This window comes from Streptomyces sp. NPDC014907, assembly GCF_055562975.1.
Window position 1 is genome coordinate 1 of the sequence record NZ_JBVHEG010000014.1, and the last position, 17,847, is coordinate 17,847.

General features: G+C 74.4%; 18 protein-coding genes. 8 read left to right on the top strand and 10 right to left on the bottom strand.

The annotated features are described in order from the left end of the window. Nucleotides 1-94: 94 nt before the first annotated feature. From msrB to ACZ3IL_RS26630, 4 genes are all read right to left on the bottom strand, one after another. Nucleotides 95-502, bottom strand: a complete 408-nt coding sequence (msrB, locus tag ACZ3IL_RS26615; RefSeq protein WP_467394229.1) for a peptide-methionine (R)-S-oxide reductase MsrB — start codon at nt 500-502, stop codon at nt 95-97. A 26-nt stretch (nt 503-528) separates the two neighbouring features. Then, on the bottom strand, nt 529-1,920 hold the full coding sequence (gene murC / locus ACZ3IL_RS26620; RefSeq protein ID WP_467394231.1) for a UDP-N-acetylmuramate--L-alanine ligase: 1,392 nt from the start codon (nt 1,918-1,920) through the stop codon (nt 529-531). Nucleotides 1,921-2,036: 116 nt separating this feature from the next. After that, nucleotides 2,037-2,507, bottom strand: coding sequence for an indole-3-glycerol phosphate synthase (locus ACZ3IL_RS26625; protein ID WP_467394233.1), 471 nt, complete (start codon nt 2,505-2,507; stop codon nt 2,037-2,039). A gap of 105 nt (nt 2,508-2,612) precedes the next feature. After that, the gene (locus ACZ3IL_RS26630; protein WP_467394235.1) at nt 2,613-3,467 is read right to left on the bottom strand and encodes a pyrimidine reductase family protein; all 855 of its coding nucleotides are present in this window, start codon (nt 3,465-3,467) and stop codon (nt 2,613-2,615) included. Nucleotides 3,468-3,504: 37 nt separating this feature from the next. Between ACZ3IL_RS26630 and zapE the strand changes: the two genes are divergently transcribed. The 3 genes from zapE (at nt 3,505) to ACZ3IL_RS26645 (ending at nt 6,619) form a co-directional block, all read left to right on the top strand. Then, nucleotides 3,505-4,590 carry a cell division protein ZapE gene (gene zapE, locus ACZ3IL_RS26635; RefSeq protein ID WP_467394237.1) on the top strand — a complete coding sequence of 362 codons (1,086 nt, stop codon included), beginning with the start codon at nt 3,505-3,507 and terminating at the stop codon, nt 4,588-4,590. 34 nt (nt 4,591-4,624) lie between these two features. Further along, a complete protein-coding gene (locus tag ACZ3IL_RS26640) occupies nt 4,625-5,050 on the top strand; it encodes an OsmC family protein (protein WP_467394239.1) in 426 nt (141 codons plus the stop codon). Nucleotides 5,051-5,218: 168 nt separating this feature from the next. Further along, nucleotides 5,219-6,619 carry an alkaline phosphatase PhoX gene (locus tag ACZ3IL_RS26645; protein WP_467394241.1) on the top strand — a complete coding sequence of 467 codons (1,401 nt, stop codon included), beginning with the start codon at nt 5,219-5,221 and terminating at the stop codon, nt 6,617-6,619. A 76-nt stretch (nt 6,620-6,695) separates the two neighbouring features. On the opposite strand, the gene ACZ3IL_RS26650 is transcribed toward ACZ3IL_RS26645, so the two are convergent. From ACZ3IL_RS26650 to ACZ3IL_RS26660, 3 genes are all read right to left on the bottom strand, one after another. Further along, nucleotides 6,696-8,102, bottom strand: a complete 1,407-nt coding sequence (locus ACZ3IL_RS26650) for a multidrug effflux MFS transporter (RefSeq protein ID WP_467394243.1) — start codon at nt 8,100-8,102, stop codon at nt 6,696-6,698. Between the two features lie 315 nt (nt 8,103-8,417). Continuing rightward, nucleotides 8,418-8,828, bottom strand: a complete 411-nt coding sequence (locus ACZ3IL_RS26655) for a (R)-mandelonitrile lyase (protein ID WP_467394245.1) — start codon at nt 8,826-8,828, stop codon at nt 8,418-8,420. A gap of 32 nt (nt 8,829-8,860) precedes the next feature. After that, nucleotides 8,861-9,877: a zinc-dependent alcohol dehydrogenase family protein gene (locus ACZ3IL_RS26660; protein WP_467394247.1), complete on the bottom strand. Its 1,017-nt coding sequence runs from the start codon at nt 9,875-9,877 to the stop codon at nt 8,861-8,863. Nucleotides 9,878-10,134: 257 nt separating this feature from the next. On the opposite strand from ACZ3IL_RS26660, the gene ACZ3IL_RS26665 reads away from it, so the two are divergent. The 5 genes from ACZ3IL_RS26665 (at nt 10,135) to ACZ3IL_RS26685 (ending at nt 15,625) form a co-directional block, all read left to right on the top strand. Beyond that, a complete protein-coding gene (locus tag ACZ3IL_RS26665) occupies nt 10,135-11,163 on the top strand; it encodes a helix-turn-helix domain-containing protein (RefSeq protein WP_467394249.1) in 1,029 nt (342 codons plus the stop codon). After that, nucleotides 11,160-12,185 (top strand): PPK2 family polyphosphate kinase, encoded by a 1,026-nt coding sequence (locus ACZ3IL_RS26670; RefSeq protein ID WP_467394251.1) that lies wholly within the window; start codon nt 11,160-11,162, stop codon nt 12,183-12,185. Before ACZ3IL_RS26665 ends, ACZ3IL_RS26670 begins: the two co-directional genes overlap by 4 nt. A gap of 221 nt (nt 12,186-12,406) precedes the next feature. Next, on the top strand, nt 12,407-13,324 hold the full coding sequence (locus ACZ3IL_RS26675) for a polysaccharide deacetylase family protein (RefSeq protein ID WP_467394415.1): 918 nt from the start codon (nt 12,407-12,409) through the stop codon (nt 13,322-13,324). A 75-nt stretch (nt 13,325-13,399) separates the two neighbouring features. Then, nucleotides 13,400-14,635, top strand: coding sequence for a serine hydrolase domain-containing protein (locus tag ACZ3IL_RS26680; RefSeq protein WP_467394253.1), 1,236 nt, complete (start codon nt 13,400-13,402; stop codon nt 14,633-14,635). Nucleotides 14,636-14,842: 207 nt separating this feature from the next. Then, complete coding sequence (locus ACZ3IL_RS26685) at nt 14,843-15,625, top strand: TetR/AcrR family transcriptional regulator (RefSeq protein WP_467394255.1); 783 nt, start codon at nt 14,843-14,845, stop codon at nt 15,623-15,625. A gap of 43 nt (nt 15,626-15,668) precedes the next feature. Here ACZ3IL_RS26685 and ACZ3IL_RS26690 read toward each other — a convergent pair whose 3' ends face one another. From ACZ3IL_RS26690 to ACZ3IL_RS26700, 3 genes are all read right to left on the bottom strand, one after another. Beyond that, a complete protein-coding gene (locus ACZ3IL_RS26690) occupies nt 15,669-16,295 on the bottom strand; it encodes an ATP-binding protein (RefSeq protein ID WP_467394257.1) in 627 nt (208 codons plus the stop codon). Nucleotides 16,296-16,495: 200 nt separating this feature from the next. After that, a complete protein-coding gene (locus ACZ3IL_RS26695; RefSeq protein WP_467394259.1) occupies nt 16,496-17,146 on the bottom strand; it encodes an NAD(P)-dependent oxidoreductase in 651 nt (216 codons plus the stop codon). A gap of 40 nt (nt 17,147-17,186) precedes the next feature. Next, nucleotides 17,187-17,825, bottom strand: coding sequence for a DsbA family protein (locus tag ACZ3IL_RS26700; RefSeq protein ID WP_467394261.1), 639 nt, complete (start codon nt 17,823-17,825; stop codon nt 17,187-17,189). Nucleotides 17,826-17,847 lie beyond the last annotated feature (22 nt).

A 17,847-nucleotide genomic window follows, 5' to 3' on the forward strand; every position in this document is an offset into this window, starting at 1 on the left:
GGGGGGGGGGGGGGGGGGGGGGGGGGGGGGGGGGGGGGGGGGGGGGGGGGCGGGGCCCCCCCCCCCCCCCCCCCCCCCCCCCCCCTCCGGTCCCTCAGCCCTCCGCCGGCTCCAGCCGCAGCGAGATCGAGTTGATGCAGTACCGCTGGTCCGTCGGGGTCGGGTAGCCCTCGCCCTCGAAGACGTGGCCCAGGTGCGAGCCGCAGCGGGCGCAGCGGACCTCGGTGCGGACCATGCCGTGGGAGCGGTCCTCGATCAGCTCGACGGCGTCGGAGTCCTTCGGGTCGTAGAAGGACGGCCATCCGCAGTGCGAGGGGAACTTCTCGTCCGACGTGAACAGCTCCGCGCCGCACGCCCGGCAGGAGTAGACGCCCTTGGTGGTGGTGTCGGTGTACTCACCGCGGAAGGCGGGTTCGGTGCCCGCGCGGCGCAGCACCTGGTACTCCTCCGGGGTCAGCTCCGCGCGCCACTGCTCGTCCGGCTTCTCGACGTCGTACGCCATGAGCTCGCTCCCTCTGCTGCTTCGCGCTACTTCGACAGGTGGTCCAGGATGCGCGGGCCGAGGTCCGTGACGTCGCCCGCTCCCATGGTGAGAACGAGATCACCGGGGCGCGCCATTCCCGCCACGACCCCGGGCACGGCGTCCTTGTCGTGGACGGGGGTCACGTCGGCGCCGGCCTTCCGGGCCGCGTCGACGATCAGCTCGCTGGTGACCCCCGGGACCGGGTCCTCGCGGGCCGGGTAGATGTCGAGGACGACGGAGGCGTCCGCGAGGGCCAGCGCGTCGCCCATCTCCACGCCCAGCTCCTGGGTGCGGGAGAACAGGTGGGGCTGGAAGACGACGAGCAGGCGGGAGTCCCCGGCGGCGCCGCGCATGGCCTCCAGGTCGGCGGTCATCTCGGTGGGGTGGTGCGCGTACGAGTCGATGACCTGCACGCCCCGGGCCTCGCCCTTGAGCTGGAGGCGGCGGCCGACGCCCGTGTAGGCGGTGAGGGCCTGCGCCAGCCCGGCCGGGTCGATGCCGACGCGGGCGCCGGCGGCGAGCGCGGCGGCGGCGTTGTGGGCGTAGTGGCGGCCGGGGACGGAGACGGTGAAGGTGTGCTCGGCGCCGTCGAGGGCGACGGTCACCTCGCTCTTCATGCCGTTCGGGACGATCTTCAGGATGCGCGCGTCGGAGTCCTCGGACTCGCCGACCGTGACGATCTCCAGGCCCTCGCGGTCCGCGACCCGGCGGGCCAGCTCGCGGGCGCCCGCGTGCTCGCCGACGACGAGGGTGCCGCCGGGGCGGATCTTGGCGGTGAAGGCCTCGAAGGACTCGTAGATCTCGTCCATGGAGGCGTAGTTCGCGTGGTGGTCCAGCTCGACGTTGAGGACGATCGCGACCTCGGGGTCGTACTTCTGGAAGCTGCGGTCGCTCTCGTCGGCCTCCGCGACGAAGACCTCGCCGGCGCCGTGCCGGGCGTTGGTGCCGGGGCCCGCCAGGTCGCCGCCGATGGCGTACGAGGGGTCGAGGCCGAGGTGGCCGAGGGCGACGGCCAGCATGGACGTGGTGGTGGTCTTGCCGTGCGTGCCGGCGACCGCGATCGCGCGCAGGCCGTCCATGAGGGAGGCGAGCGCGTCGGAGCGGTGGACGACGGGGATGCCCAGTTCGGCGGCGCGGGCCAGTTCGGGGTTGTCGGCGCGGATGGCGCTGGAGACGACGACGGCGGAGGCGTCGTCGGCCAGGTGCTCGGCGGCGTGGCCGATGTGCACGGTGACGCCGAGGGCGCGCAGGGCCTCGGCGGTCGCGGACTCCCTGGAGTCGCTGCCGGCGACCTTGGCGCCGCGCTGGGCGAGGATCTTCGCGATGCCCGACATCCCGGCACCGCCGATGCCGATGAAGTGCGGCCGTTCCATGGCGGCGGGAATGGCGGGTGCCATGCGGATCTCTCCCCGGGTGGGTCTCTACGTGGATGCGTTCAGCCTAGTGGCTCGCGGCGGACGGGACGGTGACGGCCGGGCCCGGCCCGCGCGGGCCGGGCCCGGCCGTCCTCCGGTCACTCGCTGTGGGCGAAGAGCTTCAGGACGGGGACGCCGACCTTGTGGCGGGCCCGGGAGGCCCAGTCGCGGTGGAAGAACTCCTCCACGTAGTGCGGGGCGGTGAGGACGATCACCTCGTCCGCCGACGCCTCCTCGACCACCGCCTTCATCCTGTCGAGCGGGTGGTCCTCGACGACCTGTCCGACCGCCTCGCAGCCGGCGTCCCTCAGCGCCCGGAGCGACAGCTCCAGGGCCTGTTCTGCGGGAGGGCGGGCCTCCGCGCCCTCCGGTTCCTCGCCCTCGTGGGTCGCCTCCTTCAGTTCGCCCAGGGCGACGTCGTCGATGGCGCGCAGCAGTACATCGGCCTGGTCACCGCGCGGCTGCATCAGGACGATGAACGAGACGCCCTCGTCTCCGTGGAGCGTGGTGACGAATTCCACGTCCACGGACGTCAGCGGCTTCTCGATCATCAGAACGCTTGTGAACACCTCGGGAGCCCTTCTGCGGAAACCATCCTTCCCCGTGTTCGCACGGGGTCTGCGACATAAGTGTGCCCAGTGGACGGCAAGCGGAACGGCGAATTCCGCCGATTGTCAGATCCGAAGGTAGCGGGTGAAGAGGAAGCCGTCCCGCTCCAGTACGGAAGCCACCCGGAAGCGTGTCGGGACGGCCACCGAGGGCCCCCCGGCGATCCGTTGGGCGTCGCCCGCCGTCATGGTCGGGGAGAGCGTCAGGCACAGCTCGTCCAGGACCCCCGCCGCCACGAACTGGCCGAGCAGCCGGGGCCCGCCCTCGGTGAGCTGGCGCCGGAGCCCGCGCTCCGCGAGCGCGGCGAGCGCGCGGGCCGGCTCCACCCGGGTCCCGTCGCCCGCGAACAGCACCTCGGCCCCCGCCTCCCGGGCCGCCCGCACCCGGCCGTCCGGCGCGCCGGACCCGGTGAGGACCAGGGTGGGCACCAGCGGGCCTGTGAAGAGCGGCAGCGAGAAGTCCAGGTCGAGGGAGGAGCTGACCACGGCGATCACGGGGGCCGGGCCCTGCCCGGCGGCGGCCCGGCGGTCCGCGAAGGCCTCCCGCGCGCGGGCGGGGCGGTACCCCTCCAGGCGTACCGTTTCCGCACCGACCACGATCACGTCGGCGAGCCCGCGCAGGGTGCCGAAGATCCGCATGTCCGTCTCGGAGGAGAGCGGCTGGGAGCGCCCCTGGTGCTGGCCCGCGCCGTCGAGGGAGGAGACCATGTTGGCCCGCAGCCAGGGGGCGTCGCCCTCCGGATAGGCGTAGGCGTCGGCGAGCGCGTCGAGGGACCAGTCGCCGCCCTCCGGGGCGGCCTCGGGGGCGGGCGAGGCCACCCCGTCCGGCGCGGCCCCGCGCACCGGCGCGGCCACCGTGTCCGTCGCGGTCTCTCGGGCGGGTACGGCTGTCATGTCCGTCACAGGGAACAGGCGTCGCATGTCAGGCAGTCTGACACGGCGCTTACAGTGGGGAACTGTGTCGACCCGTGCCCTCACCGAAGCCGTCTCCTCCGCAGCGGCCCCCCTCTCGCTCTGCTCGCGAGAGCCCCACGTCCCCGCCGAGCGCCTCGTCGCGGAGATGGTGCCGCCGCCGCGCTTCGACTCCGTGCGCTTCGACACGTACATCCCGGACCCGAACCAGCCCAGCCAGACGCGGGCCGTCGAGGTCCTGAGCGCCTTCGCCGCGGGCCTGGGCGGGGCGCACGCCTCCGGCGCCGGGAAGCGCCGCTGGTTCGCGAGGAAGCCCGCCGCCCCCGCCGGGCCGCGCGGGGTCTACCTGGACGGCGGCTACGGCGTCGGCAAGACCCACCTCCTGGCCTCCCTCTGGCACGCGACCCCCGCCGAGCCCGCCCTGAAGGCCTTCGGCACCTTCGTGGAGCTGACCAACCTGGTCGGCGCGCTCGGCTTCCAGCAGACCGTGAAGACCCTGAGCGGGCACCGGCTCCTCTGCATCGACGAGTTCGAGCTGGACGACCCGGGCGACACCGTCCTCGTCTCCAGCCTCCTCGGCAAGCTGGTCGAGGCGGGCGTGGCGCTCGCCGCCACCTCCAACACGCTCCCCGGCAAGCTCGGCGAGGGCCGTTTCGCCGCCGCCGACTTCCTCCGCGAGATCCAGGGGCTCTCCGCCCACTTCCGGCCGCTGCGGATCGACGGCGAGGACTACCGCCACCGGGGCCTGCCCGAGGCCCCGGCGCCCCACTCCGACCAGACCGTCACCGCGACCGCGTACGCCACGCCGGGCGCCTCCCTGGACGACTTCCCGCACCTGCTCGCGCACCTGGCCCGCGTCCACCCGAGCCGGTACGGCGCCCTGACCGACGACCTCGCGGCGGTCTGCCTCACCGACGTCCGGCCCGTGCCCGACCAGTCGACCGCGCTGCGGCTCGTCGTCCTCGCCGACCGGCTCTACGACCGCGAGATACCGGTGCTCGCCTCCGGCCTCCCCTTCGACCGGCTGTTCAGCGACGAGATGCTGAACGGCGGATACCGCAAGAAGTACTTCCGGGCGATCTCGCGGCTCACCGCGCTCGCCCGCGACGCGAAGGGGCTCGTCGCGCAGTAGCTTGGGGGCCGTATCCGATCGAAAGGGATTCACCATGGCCACCGTGCGTCACGCCCACACCGTCTGGCAGGGCGACCTCCTCAAGGGTTCCGGCACCGTCACCCTCGACTCCTCCGGCCTCGGCTCGTACGACGTCTCCTGGCCCGCCCGCTCGGAGGAGCCGAACGGGAAGACCAGCCCCGAGGAACTGATCGCCGCCGCGCACTCCTCCTGCTTCTCGATGGCCTTCTCGAACGGCCTCGCCAAGGCCGGCAACGCGCCGGCCCGCCTGGAGACCAAGGCCGACGTCACCTTCCAGCCGGGCGAGGGCATCACCGGCATCCACCTGACCGTGCGCGGCGAGGTCCCGGGCATGAGCGCGGAGGAGTTCCGGTCGCTCGCCGAGGACGCGAAGAAGAACTGCCCGGTCAGCCAGGCCCTCTCGGGCACGACCATCACGCTCACCGCCGAACTGGTCTGACCCCCTCCGACCGGGGCCGGGTTCCCCGCCGTACGGAACGGTCGCGGCCCGCATGGTTCACGCGCCACCACAGTGCGTGATACACACATGCGGGTCGCACGTCACACCAGCACCACGAGACGTGCGCGGAGCGTCACATCCTGTCCGCCAGCAGGGAGTTGTTGCCTCATGTCCGCGACACGACGTCAGATCCTTTCCCGCACCGGCGCCTCCGTCGCCGGGATCGCCTTCACGGGCGCCCTCTCCGAACTCTTCGCCGGAAGCGCCTCGGCCGCGTCCGGCGGCCCCGCGTCCTCCGCCGCGCCGGGCGCCCACCCGCCCCGGGGAGGCTACGGCCCCCTCGTCCCCGACCCCGACGGCCTCCTCGACCTGCCGGCCGGCTTCCGCTACAAGGTCCTCTCCCGGCAGGGCGACCCGCTCCGCTCGGGCGAGGGCCCCGTGCCCAGCAACCACGACGGCATGGCCGCCTTCCCCGGCCGCCGGGGCCGGGTGCACCTGGTCCGCAACCACGAGAACAAGACCACCGGGAAGATCGGCGTCCCGACCGTCCCCGGCCTCACGTACGACCCGGCGGCCAAGGGCGGCTGCACGGCCCTCGAACTCGACGGCCGGAACAACGTCCTCGGCGAACGGGTCGCCATCGCCGGCACGGCCGTGAACTGCGCGGGCGGACCCACGCCCTGGAACACCTGGCTGACCTGCGAGGAAACCGAGGACAAGGCCGGCACGAAGGGCTACACCAAGGACCACGGCTTCATCTTCGAGGTCGACGGCGCCGACCCGCACCGCACCGGCGCCGTCCCGCTCACCGCCATGGGCCGCTTCCAGCACGAGGCGATCGCCGTCGATCCGCGCAGCGGCGTCGTGTACGAGACGGAGGACGCCTTCGACCACCCCTTCGGGCTCTTCTACCGCTTCCTGCCCCACAAGCCGCTCGGCGGTACGGGCTCGCTGCGCGCCGGCGGCGCCCTGGAGGCGATGCGGGTCCCGGGCGTCCCCGACCTGTCCGCGGTCCAGGAGACCGGCACCCGCTTCGAGGGCGTCGAATGGGTCCCCGTCCCGGACCCGCTGGCCTCCGGGACGCCCATCAGGTTCCAGGACTTCGGGCCGAAGGGCATCACGCACGCGCAGAAGCTGGAGGGCTGCTACTGGGGCGGCCGGGCCGTCTACTTCGTGTCGTCGTTCGCGCGCGCCAAGGACGGCTCGGCGGCCACGCACTTCGGCCAGGTGTGGAAGTACGAACCGCACCGGCGGCGGCTGACCCTGGTCGTGGTCTTCGGCCCGGACACCGACGTCCAGCTGCCGGGCGAGTCGCCGGACAACATCTGCCTGGCGCCGTCCGGGGGCCTGATGGTCTGCGAGGACGGCGGGGGCGCGCAGCACGTCCTCGGGGTGAGCGAGCGGGGCGAGGTCTACCCGGTCGCCCGGGGACGGCAGAACATCGGCACCGCCGAGGAACCGGAGTGGGGCGAGTTCGCGGGGGTCACCTTCTCCCCGGACCGGAGCACGATGTACGTCAACTGCTACACCCCGGGAACGACGTTCGCGGTGACGGGCCCCTGGCGCTGAAACGTTCCCGCGTCACGGGCTCTCGGTGCTGAGACGTTCACGCATCACGGGCTCTCGGCGCTGAGACGTTCACGCATCACGGGCTCTCGGCGCTGAAACGTTCCCGCGCCGGGCGGCCGTGCCTCGCGCGGGCACGGCCGCCCCTCCCCCGCCCGCCGGCCTTCCGTCCCGGGGACGGGCGGACCCGTACCGTCCGCGAGGAACCGGCGGATCGGAGACCCGCCGCCGCGCGGTCCAGCGGCTCGCTCCGGGCGGGCGGGCGCTCCGGGGCCCCGGCGTGGCGGCGGATCGTCACGGCGTGGGTGACGACCGCGAGGCCGGTGGCGACGACCGCGACCAGCCCGAGCGGGACGGCCGTGCCCGCGCCGCCGAGACCGACGAGCGGGGCGGCGATGCCACCGAAGGCGAACTGGGCGAGCCCCAGGAGCGACGAGGCCGTACCGGCGACGTCGGGATAGCCCGCCAGGGCGAGGGACGTGGCCGGCGGCGTCGTCGCGGCCACGCCGCTCACCAGGACGAACAGGGCGACGAGCATGGCCGGCAGCGGGAGCCGGGCGAGCGCGGTGACGAGCACGCCGACCGCGCCGGCCAGGCTCGTCACCAGGCCGATCACCAGGGTGCCCTTCTCCGACCGGCGACCGGAGAGACGGCCGGCGGAGAAACCGAAGATCATGAAACCGAGCGAGTTGAGGCCGAACGCGAACGAGTACGCCTGCGGGGAGAGGCCGTAGATGCCCTGGAGGACGTAGGTGGCACCGCTGAGATAGGCGAACAGCGCGGCGTACACGAAGCCGATGACGAGGACGGCGCCGAGGAACAGCCGGTCGGACAGCAGCCGGCGGAAATCGCGCCCCGTCCGCCGGAACTCGCCGGTGGTCCGGTCCCGGCGCGGCAGCGTCTCGCGGAACACCAGCAGGACGGCGACGAGGATCACCGCGCCGACGGCCGCGAGGAACAGGAAGAGACCGCGCCAGTCGGTGACGGCGGCGAGCCGGCCGCCGAGCACCGGCCCGGCGATCGCGGCGAGGCCGCCGATGACGGTCAGGCGGCCGTAGTACCGCACGAGCGCGCCGCCGGAGTAGAGGTCGCGGCCCGCGGCCTGGGCGATCACGATGCCGACCGACCCGGCGAGCCCCTGGGCGAAACGGGCCGCGATCAGGGTCTCGACACCGGGACTGACCGCGCACAGCACCGCGGTGCCGATGTACGCGGCGACACCGACCAGCAGCGGGCGCAGCCGGCCGAGCCGGTCCGACAGCGGCCCCGCGACGACCTGGCCGAGGGCGAGACCCAGCAGACACGCGGTGACCGTCAGCTGCGCGGTCGACGTCGCCGCCCCCAGGTCGCCGGTCAGGGCGGGCAGGACCGGGAGGTAGAGGTCCATCGAGATCGGCCCGAAGACGGTCAGCAACGCCAGGAGCACGGCCAGGGCACGGCCGGCCGGCCGCTCACGCGACGCGTCCGGGGTTCGGGGGGTGGGCACGGGACTCCGATCGAGCACGGGGAAGGGGGCCGCCGGTGGCGGGGTTCCGGGGGCGGGGGTTCCGGGGGCCGCCGGCGGAGAGGACTCCGGTGGTGGGGGGGCGGGGGCCGTCGGCGAAGGGGGTTCGGTGGCCGCCGGTGGCGGGAGTTCCCGGCGGCCACCGGCGACGGGGTTCCGGTGACCGCCGGGGCCCCGCCCCTTCGGGGCGACCGCCTTTCGCCCGGAACGGGGAGTTCGGTGGAGGGGTACCGGCGGCGCGCATCCCGCGCGGACGGCCGGGCGGGGCGCGGGCGGCTCGGTGGTCCGGGCCGGGTCTCAGCCGGTGGCCGGGGTGGCGGTGTACTCCTCGTCGGTGACGGGGTCCAGCCAGTGCACGACGGCGTGGTCGTCGTCGCCCTCGTTGATGGCCAGGTGGACCATCAGCCGGTTCGGGGCGGCGCCGTGCCAGTGCTCCTCACCGGCCTCGAACAGGACGCGGTCGCCGGGCCGGATGACCTCCACCGGGCCGCCGCGGCGCTGGCACAGCCCGACGCCCTCGGTGACGAAGACGGTCTGGCCCAGCGGATGGCGGTGCCAGTGGGTGCGCGCGCCGGGCGTGAAGTGCACCAGGGAGGCGGTGACCCGGGAGGGGGCGGGGGCCGCGGCGACGGGGTCGATGTAGACGTCGCCGGTGAACCAGTCGGCCGGGCCCTTGACGGTGTCGATCGAGCTTCGGGTGATCTGCACGGTTGCTCCTTGCGCGGGTCGTAGAGCGGGGGTCAGGGCGTGAGGAGGGTCTTGATGGCGCGGCGTTCGTCCATGGCCCGGTAGCCCTCGGCCACCTGTTCCAACGGGAGGGTGAGGTCGAAGACCTTGCCGGGGTCGATCCGGCGGGTCAGGACGCGGTCGATCAGGTCGGGCAGGTAGCGGCGTACGGGGGCGGGGCCGCCCCGCAGGCCGACGTGGGAGAAGAACAGCTCCTGGCCGTCGATCGCGACCTCGTGCGGGACGCCGACGAAGCCGACGCTGCCGCCGGGCCGGGCGGAGCGCAGGGCCTGGCTCATGGCCTGGGCGGTGCCGACGCACTCCAGGACGGAGTCGGCGCCGATCCCGCCGGTGAGCTCCTTGATCCTCCCGACGTCCTCCTCGCCGCGTTCGGTGACGATGTCGGTGGCGCCGAACTCCCGGGCGAGCTCCTGGCGGGACGCGTGCCGGGACATGGCGATGATCCGTTCCGCACCCAGCTCCTTCGCGGCGATCACGCCGCACAGGCCGACCGCGCCGTCACCGACGACCACGGCGGTCGAGCCGGGCCTCACCCCGGCGGCGTCGGCGGCCCACCAGCCGGTGCCCATCACGTCGGACACGGCCAGCAGGCCGGGCCAGAACTTCTCGTCCGGCACCTCGTCGGTGGCGACCAGGGTGCCGGCGGCGTGGGGGACGCGGACGTACTCGGCCTGGCAGGTGGACATGAACGTACGGTTCAGGCAGTTCGACTGGAAGCCGTTGCGGCAGTTCGCGCAGGTGTTGTCCGAGGTGGCGAACGAGCCGACGACGAACTGGCCCGGCCGAAGCGAGGTGACCCCGGAGCCGACCTCCTCCACGAAGCCGACGTACTCGTGGCCCATCGGGTGCGGGTCGCCGATCGGCTCCGCGCCCCGGTAGGGCCACAGGTCCGAGCCGCACACGCAGGTCACGGCCGTGCGGATGACCGCGTCGGTCGGCTCGACGATCTTCGCGTCGTCCACGGTCTCGAACCGCACGTCACCGGGGGCGTGGATCACTGCTCCGCGCATGGGGAAGGCTCCTTGCCTGCTGGGCCGCGCCGGTACCGGAAGGGGTTCCGGCGGGCCGTCGGACGGGGGTGACCCGGCACGGGCGGCGCGTTCGCCGCTCGCGGGGCCGGGCGGGGGCACCCGCTCCGCCGTGAGGGGCGGACGGCGCGTGCCACCTCTTCCAGGTAACCCCCGTCCCGCGCGGGGAGCGAGTCACCGGTGAGGGGTGTACCGGTGGTACACCCCTCCCCCGCCGGACAGGCCGTACCGTCGAGGGCATGGACAACCGTGAGGAGGTCCGCGAGTTCCTCACCTCGCGGCGAGCGAAGATCAGCCCCGAGCGGGCGGGCCTGCCCGCAGGCGCCCGCCGACGCGTTCCCGGACTGCGCAGGAGCGAGGTCGCCGCACTGGCCGACCTGAGCGTCGAGTACTACGCCAAACTCGAACGCGGCAACCTCGCCGGCGCCTCCCCGGCCGTGCTGGAGGCCGTCGCCCGCGCCCTGCGGCTCGACGACGCCGAGCGCGCCCACCTGCTGAACCTGGCCCGGGCCGCCGACGGCTCCGACGCCCTCGCCCGGCCCCGTCGCCGCGCCACCCGGCAGTGGAAGCCCCATCGCAGCCTCCAGTGGACCCTGGACGCGATCACCGCCGGGCCCGCCTTCGTCCGCAACGGCCGCATGGACCTCCTCGCCGTCAACCCGCTCGCCCGCGCCTTCTACGCGGACGTGTACGCCCATGCGGGCAATCAGGAGAACCTCGCCCGCTTCCAGTTCCTGGACCCCGCCTCCCGGCGCTTCTACCCCGACTGGGACCGCTTCGCCGACGTGGCCGTGGCCATCCTGCGCACCGAGGCCGGCCGCGACCCCCACGACAAGGACCTGCACGACCTCGTCGGCGAGCTGTCCACCCGGAGCGAGGAGTTCCGCCGGCGCTGGGGCGCCCACGACGTCCGCCACCACGGCACCGGCACCAAACGCTTCCACCACCCGGTCGTCGGCGAACTCACCCTCGCGTTCGAGGGCCTGGAGATGGCCGCCGCGCCCGGCCTGACCCTGACCGTCTACGCCGCCGAACCCGGCTCGCCCTCCGAAGAGGGCCTACGGCTCCTCGCCTCCTGGGCCGCCACGCGGGAGGCCGCCGCGTCCTCCGCCCCCGGGCCCCCCCGCCGGCTGACCGCCCCACCGCCCGGCGGGGGCCGGGACGGGCCGGACCGCCGCGCGCGGCGGTCCCCGCTCGCTCGCGGGCGGCCCGGTTGCGGCGGAGGATCGGGGGAAGGCGAGCGGCGCTGCGGAAGGGGAGCCGGATGACGAAGAAGGACGGCGAGAAGCACACCGGGAAGAAGGACTCCCGGAAGGAGCCCACCGGGAAGAAGGGCTCGGGCGAGGAGGACGCCGGGAAGAAGGACGCCTCGGGGAAGGGCTCGGGCAAGGAGCCCATCGGGAGCAAGGACTCCGGGAAGAGGGACTCCGGGAAGAAGCGGCCGGACCGGGAGCCCGCCCTGCGCGAGGTCCTGCGCGTCCCCGGGGGCGAGCGGGTCGACCTCTCCTCGTACGACACCCGCGGCATCCCGGCCGGTCCCGCCGACAAGGCGGACGGCAAGGCCGCCACGGCCACCCTCGGGCCGCGCCTCGCGGACCTCCAGGAACGCCTGTACGCGTCGAGCACCGCCGGGGACCGCCGCCGCGTGCTCCTGGTCCTGCAGGGCATGGACACCAGCGGCAAGGGCGGCACGGTCAAGCACGTGATCGGCTTCCTCAATCCGTCCGGCTGCCGGGTCCGCGCCTTCAAGGCCCCGACGCCGGAGGAGAGGGAGCACCCCTTCCTCTGGCGGATCGAGAGGGCGCTCCCCCGGCCGGGCGAGATCGGCATCTTCGACCGCTCGCACTACGAGGACGTCCTCGTCCCGCGCGTGCACGACCTGGCGACCCGCTCCGAGATCAAGCGGCGCTACGCCCGGATCAACCGTTTCGAGAAGTCCCTCGCGGACGACGGGGTCACGGTGGTGAAGGTCTTCCTGCACCTCTCGTACGAGGAACAGCGCGCCCGTCTCCTCGAACGCCTCGACGACCCCGCCAAGCACTGGAAGTTCAGTACGGGCGACATCGAGGAGCGGGCCCTGTGGCCCGCGTACCGCGAGGCCTACGAGCTGGCGCTGGAGCGCTGTTCGACGGACGGGGCCCCCTGGTACGTCGTCCCGGCGGACCGCAAGTGGTACCGGAACTGGGCGATCAGCAAGCTCCTCCTCGAACACCTGGAGGAGCTGGACCCGGAGTACCCGCCGGGGGACTTCGACGTGGAGGAGAGCCGGAGGCGGCTGCTGGCCTCGTGAGCGGCGCCGTCCGGGGCGGGCGGAGAGCGTCCGGGGCACCGGGGCCGGTCTCCGGGCCGGCCGGGGAGCCGGTCTCGGGGGCGGCCGGTGAGCCGGTCTCGGGGCCGCCCGGGGGCCGGCCTCCGGAGCCGGCCCCGGGTGGATCCCTCCGCCTCCCGGTGGACCGGCGCGGCAGCCCTGTCGCGTCGCAGGCATTTATCATTTTGATCGGATAACTTCCGATCGTGAAGATTCCTGTACGAAAAGCGGCGGTCCTTGGTCTTCTTGGAGCCGTTCTCGTCGGCTGCGGGGAAGGCGCCTCCCCGAAGGTCCCGAACGTCCCGGCGGCCGGTCCCCCCTCCCCCGCCGTGACCACCGGCGCCACGCCCGCACCGGGCCCCGCGACGGGAGCCGGGCCGGGAGCCGGGCCGGCGGCCCGTCCGGCGGCCCCGCCCACCATGGCGCCCGGCCCCGGCGGGCTCACCCCCGTCTACACGCGCCGGGCCGCGCGTTCCCCCCGGAGCGCCGAGAAGGTCGTGGCGCTCACCTTCGACGCCGACATGACGGCCGACCAGGGCCCCCGCGCGGCGCGCGGCGAGCGGTTCGACAACCCGGAGCTGATCGCGACCCTGCGCCGCCTGAAGGTGGACGCCACCGTCTTCATGACCGGCCGCTGGGCGGAGGAGTACCCGGACCAGGCCCGGTCGATCGGCGGCGACCCCCGCTTCGAGATCGCCAACCACTCGTACAGCCACTACGCCTTCTCGTCCCCCTGCTACGGGCTGCCCACCGTCTCCGGGCCCGCCATGGCGGCCGACGTGCGGCGCGCGTTCGACGCCTTCCGGAAGGCCGGGGCCGCCCACGTCGTCCCGTACTTCCGCTTCCCCGGCGGCTGCTACGACGACACGGCCCTGCGCGCCCTCGGTCCCACCGGGGTCACGGCGGTCCAGTGGGACGTGGTCAGCGGGGACGCCTTCGCCGAGGACGCGGACGCCGTGGCCGAGCAGGTGCTCGCCGGAGTGCGTCCCGGCTCGCTCGTGGTCATGCACTGCACGCGCAGCGCCGCTCCCGTCACCGAGCGGGCCGTCCGCAGGATCGTCCCGGAGCTGCGCGCCCGGGGCTACCGCTTCGTGAAGGTGTCGGACCTGATGAGGGACTGAGACGGAACCGCGCCCCTTCCTTTGCCTTTATGAACCAGTGGTGACACCATCGGTGTCACCACTGGTTCATCCCTCATGGACCCGGAAGAGACGGAGACGGACATGGCGCTCGGGGCGCGGGGAATCGCAGGAACGGTGGCGGCGGGCGCCGGTCTGGCCGCCGGGGCGGCCTGGCTGTGGCGCAACCAGGGGACCGTGGCGACGAGCCGGCCCGTCAACGAGTGGACGTTCACGCACATGTCGGCGCTGATGCCCGTCGACACCGTGCCGCGCTCCGCCCGCCCCCGGCCGCTCGCCCGGCGGGAAGGGACCCTGGAGGGGTTCGCCTACGAGTTCGGCGGACGGCGGCGGAACCTGGACGAGCTGCACCGCCGCACGCACACGACCGGATTCGCGGTGGTCCACCGCGGCGCCCTGGTCCACGAGGCGTATCCGGGGCTCTTCGCCTCGCCGGACACGCGGTTCCAGCTGTTCTCCCTGACGAAGTCGGTGACGTCGGTCCTCGTGGGCATCGCGCGGGAGGAGGGCGCGCTCGGCCTGGACGACCAGGTGGCCTCCCGCCTCCCCGCGCTGGCCGGTTCCGCCTACGACGGAACGACGGTCGGCCACCTCCTCGACATGTGCAGCGGCGTCGGCGGCGTGGAGGACTACACCGATCCCGACGCGCCGATCAACCGCTTCGAGCGGGCGGTGACCGGGGGCGGGTCGGTCCTGGACGTCATCCGCTCCCTGCCGCGCGCCGCCGCGCCGGGGACCGCGTTCAACTACTCCACGCTCGACACCCAGGTGCTGGGCCAGGTGCTCGAAGCGGCGACGGGCGAGCCGCTGGCCCGTTACGCGGCCCGGCGCCTGTGGGACCCGGCCGGGGCGGAGAGCGACGCCTACTACTTCCTGACCCGGGGACGTCCGCGCGTCGCGCTCGGCGGCGGCTCGTTCAACGCGACGGTCCGCGACCTGGCACGGCTCGGGATGCTGCTGACCCGCGGCGGGGAGCGGGACGGGCGGCAGGTCGTGCCCGCGGCGTGGGTCGAACGCGGCCGGGGGACGGGGCTGCCGCACCTGGAGGTCGGGGCGCTGGGCGGGGGCTACCCCGCCCACTACGGGTACGCGAACCAGTGGTGGACGCTGGGCGGCGGGCACCGCGCCTTCACGGGGCTGGGCATCCACGGGCAGTTTCTCTGGATCGACCCCGTGGCGGACGCGGTGGTGGTGAAGACCAGCGCCTGGCCCACCGCCGACGACCCGGAACGGGACGCCGAGACCGTCGCCGCCCTCACCGCGCTCGTCTCCTGGCTGGACGGGCGGGACTGAACGCCCCCGGCGGGGGCGGCCGGGCATCAGGCACGCGGGACTGAACGCCCCGGCGGACGCGACCGGATGTCCCGGCGGGCGCGACCGGGCATCAGGTACGCGTGACCGGGCGTCCCGGTGCGCGCGACCGGATGTCCCGGTGCGCGCGGACCCTCGGGCGGCCCGCGCGCCGGGGAAGGCCCGGTGACGGCCGATAGGATGGCGTCCATGACGGAATCCGCAGGTCAGGGCGAGCCCCGGGAGAAAGCCCGCCGTGGCCGTCCGCCGTCCACCGCGCTGAACCGGAAGCGCATCCTGGACGGCGCGCTCGCCCTGGTGGAGCGCGAGGGGGCCGATGCCCTGACGCTCCGCCGGCTCGGGGGCGAGCTGGGAGTGAACCACACCGCCGTGCTCCGGCACTTCACCGGCAAGGACGAGATCCTGCTCGGGCTCGCCGAGCGGCTGATCGAGGAGGCCCTGGACGGTTTCGCGCCCGCCGGGCACTGGCGGCGGACGCTGGAGTCCCTGGCACGGCGCGTGCGCGCGGCCTGCCTCGCCCACCCCCAGGTCGCCCTGTCCGTCGCCACCCGGGTCTCCCGGCGCTCGGCGGAGTTCCGGGGCGCGGACGTGGTCGTCGGCGCGCTCCGCGAGGCGGGCTTCGACGAGCGGGACGCGGCCCGGTACTACCGCTCGCTGGTCGACACGGCCCTGGCGCTCTCCTCCTACGAGGCCGCCGTCGCCGCGCTCGACAGCCGGTCCCGGGAGGGGGACCGCATGGCCTGGCGGCGGGAGTACCCGGCCGTTCCGCCGGCGCTCTACCCCCACCTCGCCGCCGCCGCCCCGTACCTGGCCGAGGCCGACGAGGACGACCGGTTCGAGACGACCCTCGGTCTGGTCCTCGACGCGGTCGCCGCCCGCGCGGACGCGGCCCGGTCCGGGCCCCGGGCGGTTCCCGCGCCGGAATCCGGCCGGAGCGGGCCGCCCGCCGGGCCCGGCGGGGACGGGCCCTGAGCCCGCCGGCCGCCCTCCGGGCCCGGACCCGCCCCGTACCGCGTCAGGCGCCCCGGCGGTCGTCGACCTCGACGGACAGGTGCGGCCACCGTGCGACGAGCCGCGCCGGTTCGTCCACGACCGGTCCGGCCGCCGTGCGCACGGACCCGCCGGGGCGGAAGTGGACGACGGTGCCGGTCGTGCCGTCGCCGGCGACCGGTGTCAGACCGGTCGTGGGGACGCCGAACTCGTAGCGCTGCTCCCAGGCTCCCCCCGCGCGGCGGTTGGTGTGGACGAGCCATTCGCTGAGCGCCGCGACGACCGACATGCCGCGGCGCGGATGGCCGTCGGGAAGCAGTTGCGCGCCGGGACGGTCGAAGAACCGGAGGTCCCTCGACGCCATGACCGGCTTCTTCACGGCTCGCCCGTGGCGGTCGAAGCGGGTGTCGGTGCCCCGGCCGTCGTCCGCGACGGACACCGATCCGTCGGCGTGGAGGGTGACGGTGCAGCGCCCCGCGCCCCGTGCTTCCGCCTCGTCGGCCGCGTAGGCGACGACTTCGAGGATCAGGTGTCGCGTCCCGCCCGGTGCGAAGGCGGCCGCGTCGTGACGGATGCGCGCGAGGTGCCGGACGTCCACGCCGCTCGCCCAGTCGTGCGTCGTGTTGCGCCACGGAACCGTTGGTCTGTCCATCCCGGAAGTATCCCCACCACGAGGGGGGTTCCGGACGGGACCCGTCACGGCGGACCGCCCGTGGATCACGGTCGACGCGCCCGGGGCCGGTCCGGCGGATCGTGCGGCCGTGGTGACCGGCCCCGGACGTCCCCGGTACGCGACCCGGCCCGCCGCCTCTGCCGGGACGGCGGGCCGGGGTCCGGCGGCGGGGCCGGCGGTCAGTAGCCGACGGTGAAGCGCCGACGGTGGTGGCGGGGCCGCTCGATTTCGTCGAGGAGGGCGACGGCGTAGTCCTCGACGGAGATGGAGCTGTCGCCGTCGTCGTCGGTGACGAGGTCGTCCAGGGCGGTGCGGTAGGTGCCGGTGCGCTCGCCGGGGGCGATCTTCGCCGCGGGACTGAGGTTGGTCCAGTCGATGTCGGTGACGGTCCGGTAGTAGTCGAGGGCGTCGCCGTGGGCGTGCATGATCTGCAGGAGGGATTCGGGGAGGCCCGGGGCGTCCCAGACCTGCTTTCCGCCGGGGGTGCGCAGGGAGCCGGCGCCGCCGACGGTGATCAGGCGGGGAGCCTGTGCGCCGAGGGCGCGCAGGCCTTCGGTGAGGGCTTCGGCGGCGGGCCGGATGGTGGCGAGGTGGCCGGGGCCGTCGCCGCCGCCGACGGCGCTGACGACGACGTCCTGGTCCTTCGCGGCGGCGGTGATCGACTTCGGGTCGAGGACGTCGCCGGTGGTGACGGCCAGGCCGGCGTGCCGCTCGGTGACCTTGGCGGGGTCGCGGACGACGGCGGTGACGTGGTGGCCCCGGCCCAGGGCCTCGCGGACGACGGCGGAGCCGATGGTGCCGTTGGCGCCGAAGACGGCGATGTTCGTCATGGGGTTTCCTTCTCGGTTCGTGACGTGCTGGTGCGGTGGGTCAGGCGGTGGGGGCGAGGTGTCCGTCGAGGGCGTCGGTGAGCTTGGCGGCACCGGCGAGGGGGCCGCCGAGGCGGTGGACGCCGGTGGGAGTGTGCAGGAGCAGGGTGGGGTAGGCGTCGACGCCGCGTCGGCGCAGTTCCCTGAACTCGCTTTCGACCTCCGTTCGGGTGGCCGGATCGCGGTAGGAGGCGGCGACGGCGTCGGCGTCCAGGCCGTGTTCGAGGGCGACGGCGCGGTGGGCGCCGGGGTCGGACAGGCTGCGACCGTCGGCGTACCAGGCACGCTGGAGGGCACCGGCCAGCTCCAGGGTCCGTCCGGGGGCCTGCCGGCGCAACGCGACCAGGGTGGTGGCCGCGTCGGCGGAGTCCGTCACCGCGGCCCCCTCCGCGAGGGCGCGCGCGTAGCCGTCACCGAAGGTGACTCCGGTGAGCCGGGCGATGCGCCGGTTGGCCCCGGGGATGTGCGGATACGCCGCCACGGGCCGGGCGCGCGGGCCGGTGAACAGGCCCCCGGACAGCACCCGCAGCTCGATCCGGTCCGCGTTGGCGGCGGCGAAGTCCCGCAGGGCCGGGCCGAAGCCGTAGCACCAGCCGCAGGAGGCGTCGAACGCGTAGGTGGGACGGACACGGTCGGACATCCGGAGCCTCCGGCAATGGTGG

Coding starts and splice junctions, on each gene's coding strand:
- ACZ3IL_RS26670 (WP_467394251.1), top strand. CDS start 11,160: ATGACGAAGAAGGACGGCGAGAAGCACACCGGGAAGAAGGACTCCCGG.
- ACZ3IL_RS26645 (WP_467394241.1), top strand. CDS start 5,219: ATGTCCGCGACACGACGTCAGATCCTTTCCCGCACCGGCGCCTCCGTC.
- murC (WP_467394231.1), bottom strand. CDS start 1,920: ATGGCACCCGCCATTCCCGCCGCCATGGAACGGCCGCACTTCATCGGC.
- ACZ3IL_RS26665 (WP_467394249.1), top strand. CDS start 10,135: ATGGACAACCGTGAGGAGGTCCGCGAGTTCCTCACCTCGCGGCGAGCG.
- ACZ3IL_RS26640 (WP_467394239.1), top strand. CDS start 4,625: ATGGCCACCGTGCGTCACGCCCACACCGTCTGGCAGGGCGACCTCCTC.
- ACZ3IL_RS26700 (WP_467394261.1), bottom strand. CDS start 17,825: ATGTCCGACCGTGTCCGTCCCACCTACGCGTTCGACGCCTCCTGCGGC.
- ACZ3IL_RS26690 (WP_467394257.1), bottom strand. CDS start 16,295: ATGGACAGACCAACGGTTCCGTGGCGCAACACGACGCACGACTGGGCG.
- ACZ3IL_RS26680 (WP_467394253.1), top strand. CDS start 13,400: ATGGACCCGGAAGAGACGGAGACGGACATGGCGCTCGGGGCGCGGGGA.
- ACZ3IL_RS26630 (WP_467394235.1), bottom strand. CDS start 3,467: ATGCGACGCCTGTTCCCTGTGACGGACATGACAGCCGTACCCGCCCGA.
- ACZ3IL_RS26695 (WP_467394259.1), bottom strand. CDS start 17,146: ATGACGAACATCGCCGTCTTCGGCGCCAACGGCACCATCGGCTCCGCC.
- msrB (WP_467394229.1), bottom strand. CDS start 502: ATGGCGTACGACGTCGAGAAGCCGGACGAGCAGTGGCGCGCGGAGCTG.
- ACZ3IL_RS26660 (WP_467394247.1), bottom strand. CDS start 9,877: ATGCGCGGAGCAGTGATCCACGCCCCCGGTGACGTGCGGTTCGAGACC.
- ACZ3IL_RS26685 (WP_467394255.1), top strand. CDS start 14,843: ATGACGGAATCCGCAGGTCAGGGCGAGCCCCGGGAGAAAGCCCGCCGT.